The organism is Planktotalea sp. (genome assembly GCF_018607995.1).
In the GTDB taxonomy this organism is placed as follows: domain Bacteria; phylum Pseudomonadota; class Alphaproteobacteria; order Rhodobacterales; family Rhodobacteraceae; genus Planktotalea.
This window is the reverse complement of record NZ_JABBAL010000006.1, coordinates 26125-42384: the sequence shown is the minus strand read 5'-3', so window position 1 is coordinate 42384 and position 16260 is coordinate 26125. Positions and strand designations below refer to the sequence as shown.

Sequence of the window (16260 nt, the reverse complement as noted above, 5' to 3'; positions counted from 1 at the left end):
TGCGGAGTTCAAAATGACCAATGCAGTGATACAGCCAGACGGATGGGCCAAGGCCAAAGGGTATGCCAACGGCATGCTCGCGCCGGATGGAACGCTCTATGTTGGCGGGCAAATCGGCTGGACTGCGGAGCAAATCTTTGAAACCCACGACTTCATTGGTCAGATGGAGCAGGCATTGTGCAATATCGTGACCGTTGTTGAAGCCGCAGGTGGGCGGGTCGAGAACATCACACGTTTGACTTGGTTTGTTACCGATAAATCCGAGTATATTGTGCGCCAGCGTGAAATTGGTGACGTCTATCGCCGCGTTCTTGGTCGCCACTTTCCGGCGATGTCGATGTTGGTTGTTGCGGGGCTCGTTGAAGATGAAGCGCTGCTCGAGATCGAAGCGACGGCCTATATTGCACCGTAAGGTTCGTTCGTGATCGGCTAACCTGTCCCCTGTGATGTGAAAACTCAAAAGGGTGGCAAGCATGACCAAATTTTCTGCCAACCTTGGATTTATATGGACAAAATATCCGCTGGCTTAGGCAATCCTTGCGGCAAAGACCGCAGGGTTTGACACTGTAACGTGTCATTGAACCTATGACGTTCCCGCCCAAGTTGTGTAGGCTGCCCTTATAGAAACAGGATTGCCGATGCTTGGCTTGGACTTGCGGCGCGGGGATGTGGAGGCGGGCGAAAACGGGCTTAGTGCGTTGGTAGGACGCTAGGCAGATGCGCTTGCCGCGATCTCAGAAGCTATAGAATATGCCAAAGTGATCGGCGCGCGTGCGGTCCAAGTGATGGCTGGAAATGAACGCGGACGAGCGACGCATGTGACCTTCGTTAGCAATCTCAAAGTGGCGTGCGAGATGGCGCAGACACATGACCTCACGATTTTGATTGAATCACTCAACGCCAATGATGTGCCAGGTTATTTCCTAGGCACTTTCGCGTAAGCCGCGGAGATTATTGCTGACACAAGCGCCGCAAACCTGCCCCTTATGTTTGATTGCTACCATGTCGCCCGCACAGAGGGCGATGTCGGCGCGCATCTGGCAAGACTGTTGCCAATCATCGGTTACATCCAACTTGCACCCGTCCCTGATCGCGGCGCACCTAAGCAGGGAACATTGGGTTACAAAGCGATTTTTAAGCAGCTTGATGCCTTGGGGCGGAAGAAACCGCTGGGTGCCGAATGTCGGCCCAACGGCCCAACCGCAGAAAGCTTAGCTTGGATGAAAGCCTTAGGCTAAACCACGCACAGGACGATCGTTGGTGATGTTGAAGATCATTCCGTCGAGGAATTCTTCCAAGTCAGGGCGCGAGGCTGGACCGTTGGAGATGTCGACCAACATCAAGGTCCCGTCAGGGCGCATCGCAAAAGTACCGGGCTCTGCGAAAGGCGCATCGGTTTCGGCCTCTGACAAGGGTTCGGACACATAAACACCCAAGGCGCGCATTTGATCGACAGTTAGACCGTAGCATAGATCAAAGCTCCACCCGAATTCGGCTTTGTCAGCGTCGGCTTTTTCTTGCGTGTCGGCAGAGACAACCAATACATCCATGTGTTCTTGCCATGCTGGCAGGGCAGCTTCGAGTTTGTTGAGATAACGCTTGCAGCGCGGGCAATGTTTGCCGCGATACACGAATAAAACGCTCCAGCGATCACCACCTTCACCAATACTGCGTGTGCCGCCATCGACATGGTTAAAACTCATTGGATCAAGGGGTTGACCAACGTTTGGTTTAGGGCTGCTCATTATATGTCCTTTTGGTATGTTTACATCTTGCTGGGGTCTGCACCTTTGAACAAGATCGCGTGTTTACGCTCTGCATCTTGGTGGCAGATCTCGAAATCATCAAGGTGCAAACGACCTTTGGGTGGTGCGGCAAGCTCGAAATGACCGTAGTCATCCTGCCCCGCGACCAGCGCTACCAAGGATTTAGTGCCGTCCTCTTGGCGCATTGCGGGTTTAATAAAGCGAATGGCCGTGCCAATGCGGCGATCATCTGTAGTGTTGGGATCAGACGCGTGAAAAAGATGCCCGTGGTGCATCGAGGCTTGCCCCGCTTTTAACGCGGCGTGCACAGCATCCTCTTCGCGCACATTCACTGCGATTTCTTGACCACGGGATAAGAGGTTGTTTTCGCTGAACGTATCAATATGCGGAACAATGCGTTGTTTGTGTGAACCGGGCACGAATTTCATACAACCTGCCTCAACAGGCGCGTCGGAAATTGCCACCCAAAGCGTAACTTCTTCCGCGTCATCTAAACCCCAATGGGTCAGGTCTTGATGCCAAGAAATAATTTTTGGTGAGTGGGCTTCTTTAACAAACAAAGCGCCGCTCCACACGATAAGATCAGGACCCAAAATGCGGGATGCAGCCTCAATCAGTTTGGGATGGCGCACGAGAGCGTCAAAGCTCGGCAGTAAGCGATCTGGGTAAGCATAAAGCAGTTTCAGCTTTGCGGGATCGTCCGCGAGCTCTGCTTCGGCAGCTTCAAAATCTGCGCGCAGGGCAAGGGCCTCAGTCGGTGTGAGGATATCCAGAGGCACCACAAAACCGTTAGCCTCATATGTGCTTTGCAGATCTTTCATCACCGGCCCTCCCCGGCCTTAAAACGTTAACTGAACTTTCATGGCACTGCTGCGATCACTTGCGGTATGAAACGCTTCAACCGCGTCAGCGATATCAAAGCTATGGGTGATCAACGGGTCAACCTTTATCAAACCACTTTGCATCATTTGCACGGCTGTCGCGAATTCCTCGTGAAAGCGGAAAGATCCGCGCAAGGTGATCTCTTTCGCGGTCATCGCCTGCATGGGTACGGTCATATCCCCGCCAAGTCCAAGCTGCACAAGCGTAGCTTTGGGGCGTAAACACGCAACGCCTGCTGCAAGCGCGGCTGCAGCGCCGGAGCATTCAAGATGCACGTCGATTTGACCTTTATCGCTTTGATAAAGGGCCAATGCCTTTGGGTCTGTCCCGGTATTCAATGCCACATCAGCACCGCACTCGCGCGCTTTGCCAAGTGTGAAGTCAGAAAGGTCAGTCGCGATTATATGTGCCGCGCCCGAACGGCGCGCGGCTAGGATACTCAGGCAGCCAATTGGTCCGCAACCCGTGACCAGCACGGTTTGGCCCATCAGATCGCCCGCTTGTTTCACCGCATGCAAACACACGGCGAGGGGTTCGGCCATAGCCGCTTGCGCTGCGGTTAGCCCATCCGCTGGCACGCATTGCGAGGCATCCGCCACGAGGGTTTTCTGGAATGCCCCTTGGATATGTGGAAAGGGCATCGCACTGCCGTAAAAACGCATGTTGAGGCAGTGATTTTGCTGACCCTTGAGGCAATATTCACAAGACTGACATGCGCGTGACGGCGACACCGCGACAAGCTGACCAACAGATAAGCCGCTGACATTATTTGCAATTGCAATGATTTTGCCTGACACCTCGTGCCCAAGAACCATAGGTTCGCGCAATTGGATCGGGCCAAATCCACCATGGTTGTAGTAGTGCAAATCCGAACCACAAATACCGCCTGCCTGCATCTCGATCAAGACTTGGCCCGCACCGATGACTGGCGTGTTGCGCTCTTCTACGCGTAGATCGCGGGCGGCATGAATGACGATGGATGGATTGGCGCTGTGCATGTTTGGTTTCCCTGTACAAGTCGTGCCAAGTTACGTTTACTTGACGCAAATGATCAAAGGAAATTTTCTATGTCGCTTCAAATGTTTGACCTTACAGGCCAGCGCGCGCTGATTACGGGCTCTAGCCAAGGGATTGGCTTTGCGCTGGCACGTGGACTGGCGGGTGTGGGTGCTGAAATTGTGCTAAATGGCCGCGATGAAGACAAACTCGCGAGTGCTGCAAAGGCGCTGGCAGAAGAAGGCGCAACTGTGCATCAGCTTGCGTTTGATGCAACGGATCATGAGGGCGTGCGCAGTGCTGTTGACGGGTTCGAGGCCGCCAATGGCCCGATTGATATCTTGATCAATAACGCAGGTATGCAACACCGCACAGAGCTGGAAAATTTCCCAGCCGATGCGTTCGAGCGCCTTTTACAAACCAATGTGGCGAGCGTCTTTCACGTGGGCCAAGCTGTAGCACGTCACATGATCGCGCGTGGCACCGGCAAAATTATCAACATCGCCTCGGTGCAGACTGCGCTTGCACGGCCAGGAATCGCACCCTACACCGCAACCAAAGGCGCAGTTGCCAACCTCACGAAAGGCATGGCGACGGATTGGGCGCAGCACGGTCTAAATTGCAACGCTATCGCGCCGGGGTATTTTGATACGCCTCTTAACGCGGCGCTTGTGGCGGATGATGAGTTCAGCGCTTGGCTGGCCAAACGCACACCTGCAGGGCGGTGGGGCAATGTTGAAGAGTTGGTTGGGGCCGCGATTTTCCTATCCTCAAAGGGGGCGAGTTTCGTCAACGGGCACACGCTTTATGTGGATGGCGGAATCACCGCCTCGCTCTAGAGGGAAGTCCAAAGGGCGATACCCACAACCGCAACCAAGGCCAGCGCCATACCGATATTGATCGCGCGCTGGCGGCTCTGGGGCAGGTTGAGGCTACCGATTTTCGCGCCAAACCCGAGCCATACCAGATGAATAGGCAGCCAGATCAGATTGAACACGATAAGCTTTAGAACGACTTCCAAAACGGGGCTTTCTGGTAGGAAAATAAATCCCGAAAACAGTGTTGTACTAACGACGTAGGCCTTTGGGTTGATGAATTGCAGCATCAAACCGTTCTTGAGCCCAAGCGGGGTATCTGCTGGGGCAAACCCGACTTTCGCCCCAGCGCTTGCGATACGCCATGCAAGGTAGAGCAGATAAGCGACAGAGCCGATAAGCAAGACGAGACGTAGCGATGGTATCGCTAGAATCAGTGCGGCGAGGCCGGAGATAACGATCATCATGTTGATGAATCCACCAAGCATGAGCCCGCCCACAAAGCCAAGTCCCGCGCGATAACCGTATGCAGCCCCAATGCCCGCCGTGGTCAAAACGCCGGGGCCGGGGGTGATAAGAAGAAAGACGACGGCGATGATGAACTCAATCATTCATCATCGCCAGTTTTGATCACAAATGCGCGCATTCGGGAACGGCGCTGATCACATTGCCGTCTTTCAAATGCTGGAGCAAGTTATCCACCGTCAATGCGCCCATTGCAGCGCGGGTTTCCACTGTGGCACTGCCAACATGTGGCAGCAAAACCGTGTTGGGCAGATCGCGCAGGGCTTGGGGTACGCTTGGTTCCGCCTCGAACACATCAAGGCCAGCCCAACCCATAGTACCCATTTGTAGCGCTTCAATCATCGCTGCTTCATCCACGACTGAACCTCGGCTGACGTTGATCAGCGTTCCTGTTGGGCCAAGTGCTTCCATCACCTCTTTGTTGACGATCTTGTTGGTGGATGGACCACCCGGTGTGATGCAAATCAGCACATCACAATCAAGCGCCATAGTGGTGAGATTGTCGTAATAAGTGTAGGACACGTCCTTTTTATTGCGAGAATGATAAACGATATTCGCGTTCCAAGGTGCGAGCTTATTGGCAATCGCTTGCCCAATGCGGCCCAACCCCAAGATGCCGACGGTTTGATTTTCCGCAGAGCGTGTTAAAGGTGCGTTGCCCTTTGTTTCCCACGCGCCAGAGCGCACATAAGCATCGTCTCGCAGCGCTTCACGATAGCAGGTCAACATCAGCAAAAGTGCAGTCGTTGCCACTTCTTCGTTGAGCACGTTTGGCGTGTGCGTCACATAGATACCGCGCCGCGCGGCTTCATTTGCATCAACCGCGTCATAGCCCACGCCATAGCCGCTGATTACCTTCAGATTGGTGAGCGAGGTCATCAAGTCCGGGTTCACCCCGTCATGACCGTTGGTAATGACATGGGTGATCTTTTCCGGCTCGAAATTGTCGAGCTGATGGATCGTGAACGCAACTTCAAGTCGCGCTTGCATCGCATCCGTGATGCCGCCGATTTGCAATAGATCAGGCATCTTGATCAACCTTCTGGCGCTGGTGTCCGAGACCTTCGATGGTCAGGTCCATGACGTCGCCTTTCTTAAGGAAAATAGGCTCAGGTTTGATACCAAGGCCAACGCCGGGAGGGGTGCCAGTCGTGATCACATCACCCGGATGCAGGGTGAAAAGCTGGCTAAGGTGTTCGATGATTTCCGCGACGGTGAAGATCATCGTCTTGGTGTTACCCGTCTGCATGCGCTTGCCATTTACATCGCAACTCATAGCGAGGTTTTGGGGATCACCGACTTCATCACGCGTCACCATCCACGGACCTGTTGGCCCAAAAGTGTCGCAGGATTTGCCCTTGGTCCATTGGCCCGTCAAATTCGCCTGATAGTGCCGCTCTGAGACGTCATTTACGATGCAATAGCCCGCAACATACTCAAGCGCGTTTTCTTTGCTGACGTATTTTGCTTCTTTGCCGATAACCACGCCAAGCTCGACCTCCCAATCGGTCTGCTCCGATCCACGTGGCATGACCACATCATCGTAAGGCCCAACGATAGCGGAGTTCGCTTTAAAAAACAGGATCGGATGCTTTGGGATTTCCGCGCCCGTCTCAGCTGCATGGTCGGAGTAGTTAAGACCGATACACAAGAACTTGCCGATATTGCCGACACAGGCCCCGATGCGTTGCTCACCCTCAACGACGGGCAAATCTGCTGGATCAAGCGCGCGCAGCTTTGCGAGGGTTGCGTCATCCAGCGTGTTACCAGTGATATCATCCACATGCGCAGACAGATCACGCAGCAGACCTGCATTATCCAGAAGACCGGGTTTTTCGGCGCCAATAGGGCCGTAGCGGAGAAGTTTCATATCAATTCCTAGAGTTTACGTTTTTGGAAGTAGGGGGTTACTGACCTGACCAGCCGCCATCAATGACATGCGGATGCCCCGTCGTGAAGGCGCTTTCGTCACTGGCTAGGTAAACCACAAGGGCGGCGATTTCTTCAGCGGTGGCGACACGGCCCATCGGTTGGCGCGCCACGAATTGCGCCAGTGCCGCGTCGCGGCTGCCAAGCTCTTCACCAAGCGCTGTCACTCGGTCATGCCAACTGGGGCTTTCAACGGTTCCGGGGCAAATACAATTGCAACGCACGCCTTTGTCGACAAAGTCAGCGGCCACGGATTTCGTCAGGCCGACAACAGCGGCTTTGCTCGTGCCATAGATGAAGCGGTTGGGCGCGCCGATAACAGAGCCCGCCGCCGAGGACATGTTGATGATCGAGCCTGTGCCCCGCTCTAACATTCCGGGCAGGGCGGCTTTGATTGTCCGCATCATGGAACGCACATTGAGGTCTATCGCGAACTCGAATTCGTCTTCTTGGGCATCCAGAATTGATCCGCTGTGAACGAAGCCTGCACAGTTAAAGAGGATGTCGGGATTTGCCCGTGCGACACCCTCGCTTACGCTTTCAGACTCCATCGCGTTAAGTTCGAAGATCTCGATATTTTCGAGATTCGTGCCCCGAATCGTGCCAAGCGCATCCATGTTCACATCCGTCGCAAACACCTGCGCACCCTCGCGTGCCATAGCAATAGCACTTGCACGACCGATGCCTTGCGCAGCGGCTGTTATCAGCGCGCGTTTCCCCTTAAGTCTTTGTCCCATATTGTATTTTTCTTTCTTCTCAGCGCGAAGTGCCTTTTCAGAGGTAGACTAATTTGCGCGACATTGATCTTTCTTGGCCAAGCAATCTGGCCCTTTTGCATTTGATCGTTAGCGTATGTCAGAGTTTTTGATTTGACCATTCCCCGATTTGGGGGTGGCACAGGAAAGGTCCCGCATGAAGAGCCAACAGCGCAAAATTACACTCCTGGGCACAGGTCTGATGGGCCTGCCAATGTCGCGAAATCTTATGGTGGCTGGGCATGATCTGACGGTGTGGAACCGCAGCCCTGAGCGTGCAGCTCCATTGGTTGACGAGGGTGCGAAAACGACGAGGACGTCGGCTGAGGCAATCGAAGGCGCAGAGATCATCATCACGATGCTCTCAGACGGATACGCGACCCAAGCACTGCTGGAGGATGCGAATTTTCGCGCGAACCTGAGCAGAGGCATGATCTGGATCGATATGTCGAGCGCCAAACCAGAACACGCGCGCGCGCAATCAAGCGATCTTGCCACGCTTGAAGTGGCCCATCTTGATGCACCCGTTTCGGGAGGCACAAAGGGCGCTGAGGAAGCCAGCCTTGCGATTATGGCGGGGGGCGATCAAACGACGTTCGACGCAGTAGTGCCTGTTCTGCAGGCGATGGGACGTCCGGTTCGCGTTGGTCCTTCTGGCGCTGGGCAGCTGTGCAAACTGGCCAATCAAACAATCGTTGCGGTCACAATCTCAGCAGTCGCTGAGGCGACGTTGCTCGCTGAGAAAGGTGGCGCGGATCCAGCGGCCTTGCGCGCAGCACTCAAGGGCGGGTTTGCGGATAGCATCATCTTGCAACAACATGGTGCACGGATGTCAGAGGGGGATTTTGAACCCGGTGGATTGTCGCGGTTTCAACTGAAAGACCTTGATAACACGCTCGCAGAAGCGGCGACGCATGGCCTTACCTTGCCTGCAACCCAAGACGTGCGCGATCGGTTCGCCTATCTTTGCGAAGATATGGACGGTGCGGAACTTGATCACTCGGGCCTCTATTTAGAACTCAAGAAGCGGAATGACCTGACATGAAAAAAATCCTCATCCTAGGCGGCGGCGGAATGATCGGCCAAAAATTGGCGCAAAAGATCATCCGAGAGAACACCTTTGGCGCAGCGGAAATCACTCTGTTTGATCGCGCTTTTCCGGTTGGCGATTTGGGTCTCAAGGCGATCACAGGCAACATCGCAGACCCAACGCTCGCTGCGAAACTCGTGGCAAATAAGCCTGACTATATTTTCCAACTGGCCTCCATCGTTTCGGGACAAGCAGAGCAAGAATTTGAGCTGGGTTGGGATGTAAACATGATGCCAATGTGGTATTTGCTCAATGCTTTGAAGGATCAGCATGATGTGTCTGGTGGCAGCTATGTCCCACGTGTCGTGTTCACCTCGTCTATTGCGGTCTTTGGCGGGCCGTATCCCGACAAAATCGATGATGAATTCCTCTCTGCCCCGCAAACCAGCTACGGCGCGCAAAAAGCGGCTTGCGAATTGATGCTCACTGACTTTTCGCGCAAAGGGTTCATGGATGGTGTTTCACTGCGCCTGCCAACAATCTGCGTTCGTCCGGGCAAAGCCAATAAAGCGGCGTCGTCGTTCTTCTCTGGAATCATCCGTGAACCTTTGAATGGGATTGAGGCGATTTTGCCCGTGGCAGACACTGTGCGACATTGGCACGCAAGCCCACGTTCTGCGGCAGGGTTTTTGACGCATGCGGGCTTGCTGGATACGGACAAGCTGGACGGGCGTCGCGCGCTGAATTTGCCGGGATATAGCTGCACCGTAGAAGAACAAATCGAAGCGCTGCGTCGCGCGGCAGGGCAGGAAGCAGTCGATCTGATCAAACCCGTTCCGGATGAGGCGATCATCGGGATGGTCAAAGGTTGGCCGCGCAATTTTGCCCCTGAGCGTGCGATCAAGCTTGGTTTCACGTCAGAAGCGAGTTTCGACGAAATTATTGCCGCATATATTGAAGATGATTTGAAGCGCTAAGCCTCTAGCGTTTCTCCTGTAAGATGGCGCGCAAGATGATCATGGATGCGCTTGCGCGTTAACGCTTCATCTGCGGCCAGCGCCGCGTCGAGGATATCTGCGTGATGGCGAATGTTCTCGGAGATAAAGTTGAACTTGCGATCGGCTTTCATCAGTTGTTGTCGAAACTGAGCGTAAATCCGGTTGTGTGTCTGCTTCAAGGTTTCAGACCCGCAGGCCGAAATGAGTGTCTGATGAAATTCTTTTTCTGCGCTGAACCAGATGGCAATCAAATCGCTTTGATCATTTGAGGAATGTATGCGTTTTTCGATGTGACTTAATTTGTGATGCGCCGCAGCGAGGCGGGACTCCCATGCAACACCGCCTTGGCGAATGGAAAGCACGGTTCCTTCGCATTCTAAAAGGACACGCAAATGAGTTAACTCGATCTGCTTTTCGGGTGAGCGTTTGGGAACCCGAAACCCGCGTTGTTCTTGGAAATCAACCAGGCCAAATGTGGAAAGCCGAAATAGCACTTCGCGCAACGTGCTTGCCGAACATCTGAATTCACTGCGCAAAACCTCCGCGCGCAGTTTAGCTCCATGTTCAAATTCGTTTGAAACAAGGCGGTCTTGCAAGGTATCGAAAATATCTATGTTGGTAGTCATGTGTGAAGTCTTTCGCGCTATTAACGCCTCAATACGGTGGTGAATTTTGATATAATACCATAATCTCGAAATTACCGAAAATTCCACTTTTTTCTTGTTGAATGCGATTTGCTCGCCTAACGTTCCCCTAGCGTTATCCAAATGGTGCGGTTTACTGCCCCGATCACACGCTCAACGTCTGGGAGGACACAATGAAATTAATGAAAACAGTAGCGTCTATCGCTGTTGTTGCGGCATTGGCTGCGACATCTGCAGTAGCTGACGGTCATGCGACAACAAAGCTGCGTATCCAAACACACTTCTCGCCTGAGACCCTTTCCGGCAAGATGGCGGCGAGCTTCATCGAAGACGTCACAGCTATGTCCAACGGTGAAATCGCTATCGAAATGTTCTACAGTTCTTCCGTTGTGAAATCTGTTGAAACATTCGACGCGGCGGCGACAGGTATTCTTGATTGCGACATGACGGGTGGTGCTTATCAAACCGGTAAAAACCCTGCGTTCCAATTTGCGGGCGATTTGAACGGTGGTTATGCAAACCCCTACCAGCAAATGTCTTGGTTGCTACACGGTGACGGCTACAAAGCGTTGAACGATCTGTACAACCCATATGGCATGGAATTTGTTGGCTGGTGGATCCCTGGTCCTGAATCGCTCGCGTCTACTGCGCCTATTCGTGGTGTTGAAGATTTCAAAAACTGGAAGTTCCGTTCACCTCCAGGCATGATCACAAACATCTTCAAAAACCTTGGTGCATCGCCAATCGTTATGGATTTCAACGAAATCTTTACAGCGCTTGAAACAGGTATCATCGACGGTGCGGACGCTGCAAACTTGACTAACAACATCGGTCTTGGACTGTATGACATTGCCAAGCACACAAACTACCCTGGCTTCCACTCAATGCCTGCTGACCACCTTGCGTGTAACAAGGACATTTGGGACGCAATGCCAGCGCACCACCAAGCGATCTTGAAAGTCGGCATGCAAGCCTTGGCACTGAAGAACACGTCCATCAACGAAGTTGAGAACGCCAAAAATTCAGTTACCTTGGCTGCTGAAGGTGTCAACATGTATGAGTGGCCTGCAGAAGAGACCGCGAAATACCGCGATGCTGTTCAAGCCGCTTGGACAGACTTTGCGACAACTCCAGAAGCAGAAGCACTGTTGGGTAGCCACTTGGAATTCCTGCGCGGCATTGGTGCAATGGAATAATCAACATCTAAAGTTGATTTAACGACCTTCGGCGAGGCTATTCTCTAATGGCCTTGCCGTTCTTATCTTAGGACCTTCCATCCGATGAAAATCACCCGCATCATCTCTCATGTATTGCACTACGATATGCCCGAGGTTCTTGGTTATTCGCAGCAATATTATGACAAGCGTTCGGCCCATCTGGTCGAGGTGCAAACGAATGAGGGCATTACCGGTTGGGGCGAGTGCTTCGGTCCCGGCAATGTGGCGATAGCTAACAAAGCGATTGTTGAAAAGGTCATCCAGCCGATGGCCTTGGGGATGGATCCGATTGATCGCGACGTGATTTGGCACAAGGTCTACAACCTTCTGCGAGATCATGGACAAAAGGGCATGCCGATGCAGTCCCTCTCGGGCGTGGACATTGCGCTGTGGGACATTGCGGGCAAGATCGCGGGTTTGCCGCTGCACAAGCTGATTGGCGGCGCGCATCGCGAGAGCGTGCATTGTTATGGCTACGGTATGATGTTGCGCGATGAACCTGTCGATGATTTGGCGAAGCGGTTCGAGGACGAGGCCGCAGCAATCAAAGCTATGGGATTTACGGCGACAAAAATGAAGGTCGGCTTTGGTCCCAAACCTGATGTCAAACTCTGCGAAGCCGTAAGGCGCGGCGTTGGCGATGATTTCAAATTCATGGTGGATGCGAACCACTGTTACACTACGTCCGATGCGTTCTATGTTGGCCGCGCCCTGGAAGAACTGGATGCCTATTGGTTCGAAGAACCCATCGCGCCAGAGGATCTTGATGGGTACCGCGAATTGCGCGCTGGCTTGCGGGTCAATATTTCTGGCGGAGAGGCGGAGTTTAATCGCTGGGGTTGGCGCAACATTTTGGAAAACCGAGGGCTTGATATCGCGCAACCCGAAGTTTGCGCGCTGGGTGGCGTCTCTGAATATCTGCGCGTGTTGGCCCTGTGCCATGCGCACTTCACGCCCGTGATTAATCATGTCTGGGGCAGCGCGATCGCGGTTGCAACAAACCTGCAACTCCTCGCGGCGATGCCGCCGCTACCGGGCGGGCTTCATCCGTGGGAGCCGATGCTCGAATTCGATACTACGGATAACAAATTTCGCGATAATTTGCTGGCTGAACCCTTGGATATCCAAGGTCAAGTCAAAGCGAACGCAGGCCGCGTCGCCATTCCTCAAGGGGTAGGTATCGGTGTCGAGCCGGATCGCGATTTCATTGAACACTACAGCATTGCCGCATAGCGACAAAGGGGATCTCAGATGCAAAAGAGAACAGGTGGGCTAATCGAATGGCTGATACCACTGGCCTTTGTCGGGGTCATGAGTTGGCTGGTCTGGCACATGCCAGCTTTTATGCTCGATTGGATTTCCTACACATCAGACTCGCTGCGCGGTCAGGTCGAGGCGATCTACAAAAAGGCGGACATTACGCCAAACTTGGGTGGCATCTTTGGCGGTCATATTGACGTCATCGATATGACAGCCCTGATTCTGTCGCCCATCCTTGCCGTTGTCGGCGCGCGCAACGTCAAAGCAGCAGGCATCGAGTATGAGGGCGCGAGTAGCATTGACCGTGCGGCACTTTTCATTGGTCGTGTGACCATGATGATGATCGCGGTGATGACGATCGTGATGCTCTACGAAGTCTTCATGCGCTACATCGTTGAAAAGCCGACGGAATGGGCTAATGAAATGACGCTGTGGTTTGCGAGCTTCGTTTTCCTCACATCCGGCTTCTACGCGATGCAGCAACGCAGCCATATCCGCATTTTCTTGCTTTATGATGCGGTGCCGCGCTGGCTTCAAAAGGTGTTCGACACGATCTCAACACTGCTGATTGTGATGTTCGCCTTTTTCCTCGTTTACGGCAGTTACAAGCAGGTCTTTGTCAACAAGCTATATAAATGGGAGCTTTATGGCTCTGCCTTTAACCCGCCTATCCCCGCGACCTTACAGCCGATGGTGTTGATCGTGATCACACTAGTGGCGATCCAAGCAGTGCTGAACCTGATCGCGGATTGGAATAAAGAGCCGGTAATTCACACTGACGAACCGGATGAAGACGAAATCGAAATGCTACGAAAAGCAGTGGGGCAAGACTGATGGATATTGGAACAATTTCGCTGGTCCTGATGCTCGCGCTGATCGGACTGTTGGCTATCGGTATGCCGCTTGGACTTGCCTCTGCAGCACTTGCTGTGCTGGTATTGGTGATGAAGTTTGAGCCTGCGTTGCTCTTGAACCCGATGACCTTTGGAGACGGAATGCTCACCAGTCGGCCGGGGACCGGGGCGCTCTATATCCTTGCTCAAAAAATATACGGGTTATTAACCGATTACGTGCTCATATCAGTGCCGCTGTTCATCTTTATGGCGTCACTGTTGGAACGTTCTGGCATCGCCAAAGACATGTATTCCTCGCTGAACGTTTGGCTATCGCGCACGCGTGGTGGCATCGCGATTGTCACATCGATCATGGCCGTTATCATGGCGGCAATGTCTGGCATTATTGGCGGTGAAGTCGTTTTACTGGGGTTAATCGCGCTGCCGCAGATGTTGCGGCTTGGGTATAATCAAAACCTCGCTATTGGTGTGATCTGTGCGTCTGGTTCGCTTGGCACGATGATTCCGCCGTCGATTGTTTTGATCATTTATGGCCTGATCACAGAAACCTCTATTAAAGCGCTGTTCACGGCTGCCTTTGTTCCGGGTTTCATGCTCGCCTCGATGATCATCCTCTACATCATCGTGCGCACGCAACTGCGCCCTGAAGACGCGCCGTTGCCAGAGCCTGATCCAAACGATCCCGAGCCTGTTGAAAAGCGTAAACTGTTCGGTGCGTTCATGGCTATCGTTGTGGGTGGTTTTGCCACTGCCTTGTTCATTCGCGCGTCGTTCTTTGAGCTTTCTGGCTCGAATGCAGCCGCGATTGAGAGCGGCGGCGATGTGGCGCGTCTTGGCACAATGTCGCATATTCCATGGCTCGCGGGCATTGTCGCAATCTCGCTTTTCCTAATCTATTTCGTGTTCGGCAAAGAGCGCTCCAAGATTGGATGGGACATGGGCAAGGGCCTCGTTGCGCCGATGGTCGTGATCGGGGTTGTTCTCGGCTCCATCTATGGCGGCATCACAGGCATTACCGAGGCCGCTGGCATGGGCGCATTCGCGGTTCTCGTTATCGCAATTCTGCGCGGTGAAGGGTCTTTCGAGCTGGTCTGGGACAGCCTCATGCGCACTTTGAAATCCACAGGCACGATCATCTGGGTGACAATCGGCGCAGCTGCCCTCGCTGGCGCATACACCATCGCAGGCGGTCCGCAGTATGTGGCTGATTTGATCGTTGGGAAGGATCTACCAACCATGGCGATCATTTTGATGATGATGTTGATCCTTTTGTTTATGGGCGCGTTCATGGATTGGGTCGGTATCGTGTTGCTTATTATCCCTGTTTTCCTGCCTATCGTGTTACGCCTACCCATCGACGAAATCGGCTTTATTGGAGAGCTGCAACCAAACCATGTCGCGGTCTGGTTCGGGGTGGTTTTCTGTATGAACATGCAGGTCAGTTTCCTGTCACCGCCCTTCGGACCTGCCGCATTCTACCTGAAGTCGGTAGCACCGCCTCACATCAGTCTCACCGATATCTTTAAGGGGTTCTTGCCCTTTATCGGTATTCAATTGATGGCTCTATCCGTGCTGTTGATTTGGCCAAACATCATCGCAATCCTGCTTTAAGAGGGCCTCTTGTGCTAAGTTTGGATCAGATCAAGCAGTTTGAGACCGAAGGGTATTTGGTTGTCCCTGATATTCTCCCCAGCGACACGCTCGCGGCGGTGCGCGCGGAATATAGCGCGCTGCTGGATGGGCTTTATAATGGCTGGTTTGATGCTGGTTTGGTGAGCACAGCGCCAGATACGCTAGATTTCTGGGGGAAACTGCTCAGCGCCTATGAGGCGGGCGTGGATTACTTCCAACCCATGGACATCTCGTTGCCAGGGGATCGTATCCATGCGGATACGCCGTTTCATATCGGGCCTGCGGTGTTTGATATGCTCACGGCGGGGCCGCTTTTGCATGTGGTGGAACAACTTATTGGGCCAGAGTTGATCAGCAATCCGATCCAACACGTGCGTCTAAAACCGCCTGCGACAAGGCTCGACAGCGATGAAATTCGCGCTCATATCACGGCCACGGATTGGCATCAGGATCGCGCAGTTGCTTTGGAAGAGGCAGATCAAACGGACATGGTAACAGTCTGGATTGCAATCACGGATGCGACGGTTGAGAACGGCTGTTTGCAGGTCCAACCGCAAGTGAAGGATCAGGACATTTTCCCCCATTGTGCGCGTACGCAAACGGGTATCGCCGATGGTTTTGTAAATGAAGCTGGCGCTATTCCATTGCCTGTCAAAGCGGGTGGCGCAGTCCTGTTTCACCCCCTGACACCCCATGCGTCGTTGAGCAATGTGACCGATGGGTTCCGCTGGTCTTTCGACATTCGCTTCAACGCGACGGGGCAACCCACAGGCCGAAGTCATTTCCCCGATTTTGTCGCACGCTCACTCAGCAATCCCGAAACTGAAATACGGGACTGGAAAGCCTGTAAACGGCAATGGGAAGAGGCCCGCGCGCGGCTTGCGCACGCGCCGCATATCGAAATTCACCGCTGGTCCTCTGACGCGCCTTACTGCGCCTGAGCCAAGCTGGAAGAGA

General features: G+C 53.4%; 17 protein-coding genes and 1 pseudogene. 10 read left to right on the top strand and 8 right to left on the bottom strand.

Translation table 11 applies throughout. The annotated features are described in order from the left end of the window. Positions 1–13 precede the first annotated feature (13 nt). Together QZ280_RS01785 and QZ280_RS01780 are read left to right on the top strand one after the other, a co-directional pair. Positions 14–412, top strand: coding sequence for a RidA family protein (locus tag QZ280_RS01785; protein ID WP_293440544.1), 399 nt, complete (start codon positions 14–16; stop codon positions 410–412). A 316-nt stretch (positions 413–728) separates the two neighbouring features. After that, positions 729–1238, top strand: a pseudogene (locus tag QZ280_RS01780) (TIM barrel protein); the annotation flags it as partial. Here the strand turns inward: QZ280_RS01780 and QZ280_RS01775 are convergent. Genes QZ280_RS01775 through QZ280_RS01765 form a run of 3 tightly spaced genes read right to left on the bottom strand, consistent with a single transcriptional unit; the run spans position 1230 to position 3646 of the window. Next, positions 1230–1745, bottom strand: a complete 516-nt coding sequence (locus tag QZ280_RS01775; RefSeq protein ID WP_293440542.1) for a redoxin domain-containing protein — start codon at positions 1743–1745, stop codon at positions 1230–1232. The pseudogene QZ280_RS01780 and the gene QZ280_RS01775 sit on opposite strands and share 9 nt — an antisense overlap. Positions 1746–1765: 20 nt before the next feature. After that, positions 1766–2587, bottom strand: coding sequence for a phytanoyl-CoA dioxygenase family protein (locus tag QZ280_RS01770; RefSeq protein WP_293440541.1), 822 nt, complete (start codon positions 2585–2587; stop codon positions 1766–1768). A gap of 18 nt (positions 2588–2605) precedes the next feature. Next, complete coding sequence (locus QZ280_RS01765) at positions 2606–3646, bottom strand: L-idonate 5-dehydrogenase (RefSeq protein WP_293440540.1); 1041 nt, start codon at positions 3644–3646, stop codon at positions 2606–2608. Between the two features lie 69 nt (positions 3647–3715). Between QZ280_RS01765 and QZ280_RS01760 the strand changes: the two genes are divergently transcribed. After that, on the top strand, positions 3716–4483 hold the full coding sequence (locus tag QZ280_RS01760) for an SDR family oxidoreductase (RefSeq protein ID WP_293440539.1): 768 nt from the start codon (positions 3716–3718) through the stop codon (positions 4481–4483). Here the strand turns inward: QZ280_RS01760 and QZ280_RS01755 are convergent. From QZ280_RS01755 to QZ280_RS01740, 4 genes are read right to left on the bottom strand one after another with little or no spacing between them, the layout of a single operon-like run. Beyond that, a complete protein-coding gene (locus tag QZ280_RS01755; RefSeq protein ID WP_293440537.1) occupies positions 4480–5070 on the bottom strand; it encodes a LysE family translocator in 591 nt (196 codons plus the stop codon). The genes QZ280_RS01760 and QZ280_RS01755 overlap by 4 nt on opposite strands. Before the next feature lie 19 nt (positions 5071–5089). After that, positions 5090–6013 (bottom strand): 2-hydroxyacid dehydrogenase, encoded by a 924-nt coding sequence (locus QZ280_RS01750; protein ID WP_293440536.1) that lies wholly within the window; start codon positions 6011–6013, stop codon positions 5090–5092. Continuing rightward, positions 6006–6854: a fumarylacetoacetate hydrolase family protein gene (locus tag QZ280_RS01745; protein WP_293440535.1), complete on the bottom strand. Its 849-nt coding sequence runs from the start codon at positions 6852–6854 to the stop codon at positions 6006–6008. The genes QZ280_RS01750 and QZ280_RS01745 overlap by 8 nt, the downstream gene beginning before the upstream one ends. Before the next feature lie 37 nt (positions 6855–6891). Further along, positions 6892–7650: an SDR family oxidoreductase gene (locus QZ280_RS01740; RefSeq protein ID WP_293440534.1), complete on the bottom strand. Its 759-nt coding sequence runs from the start codon at positions 7648–7650 to the stop codon at positions 6892–6894. A gap of 175 nt (positions 7651–7825) precedes the next feature. Here QZ280_RS01740 and QZ280_RS01735 point away from each other — a divergent pair, with 175 nt between their 5' ends. After that, positions 7826–8713: an NAD(P)-dependent oxidoreductase gene (locus tag QZ280_RS01735; RefSeq protein ID WP_293440532.1), complete on the top strand. Its 888-nt coding sequence runs from the start codon at positions 7826–7828 to the stop codon at positions 8711–8713. Beyond that, the gene (denD, locus tag QZ280_RS01730; protein WP_293440530.1) at positions 8710–9675 is read left to right on the top strand and encodes a D-erythronate dehydrogenase; all 966 of its coding nucleotides are present in this window, start codon (positions 8710–8712) and stop codon (positions 9673–9675) included. The genes QZ280_RS01735 and denD overlap by 4 nt, the downstream gene beginning before the upstream one ends. Here the strand turns inward: denD and QZ280_RS01725 are convergent. Continuing rightward, positions 9672–10322, bottom strand: a complete 651-nt coding sequence (locus tag QZ280_RS01725; RefSeq protein WP_293440528.1) for a GntR family transcriptional regulator — start codon at positions 10320–10322, stop codon at positions 9672–9674. The genes denD and QZ280_RS01725 overlap by 4 nt on opposite strands. Positions 10323–10513: 191 nt before the next feature. On the opposite strand from QZ280_RS01725, the gene QZ280_RS01720 reads away from it, so the two are divergent. The 5 genes from QZ280_RS01720 to QZ280_RS01700 all read left to right on the top strand — a co-directional run bounded on the left by QZ280_RS01720 (position 10514) and on the right by QZ280_RS01700 (position 16244). After that, positions 10514–11536 carry a TRAP transporter substrate-binding protein gene (locus tag QZ280_RS01720; RefSeq protein ID WP_293440526.1) on the top strand — a complete coding sequence of 341 codons (1023 nt, stop codon included), beginning with the start codon at positions 10514–10516 and terminating at the stop codon, positions 11534–11536. Positions 11537–11620: 84 nt separating this feature from the next. Next, positions 11621–12790, top strand: coding sequence for a mandelate racemase/muconate lactonizing enzyme family protein (locus tag QZ280_RS01715; RefSeq protein ID WP_293440524.1), 1170 nt, complete (start codon positions 11621–11623; stop codon positions 12788–12790). Positions 12791–12808: 18 nt separating this feature from the next. Continuing rightward, positions 12809–13651 carry a TRAP transporter small permease gene (locus tag QZ280_RS01710; RefSeq protein ID WP_293440522.1) on the top strand — a complete coding sequence of 281 codons (843 nt, stop codon included), beginning with the start codon at positions 12809–12811 and terminating at the stop codon, positions 13649–13651. Next, positions 13651–15282 (top strand): TRAP transporter large permease subunit, encoded by a 1632-nt coding sequence (locus QZ280_RS01705; protein ID WP_293440520.1) that lies wholly within the window; start codon positions 13651–13653, stop codon positions 15280–15282. Before QZ280_RS01710 ends, QZ280_RS01705 begins: the two co-directional genes overlap by 1 nt. Before the next feature lie 11 nt (positions 15283–15293). Continuing rightward, positions 15294–16244 (top strand): phytanoyl-CoA dioxygenase family protein, encoded by a 951-nt coding sequence (locus QZ280_RS01700; RefSeq protein ID WP_293440518.1) that lies wholly within the window; start codon positions 15294–15296, stop codon positions 16242–16244. The last annotated feature ends 16 nt before the right edge of the window (positions 16245–16260 follow it).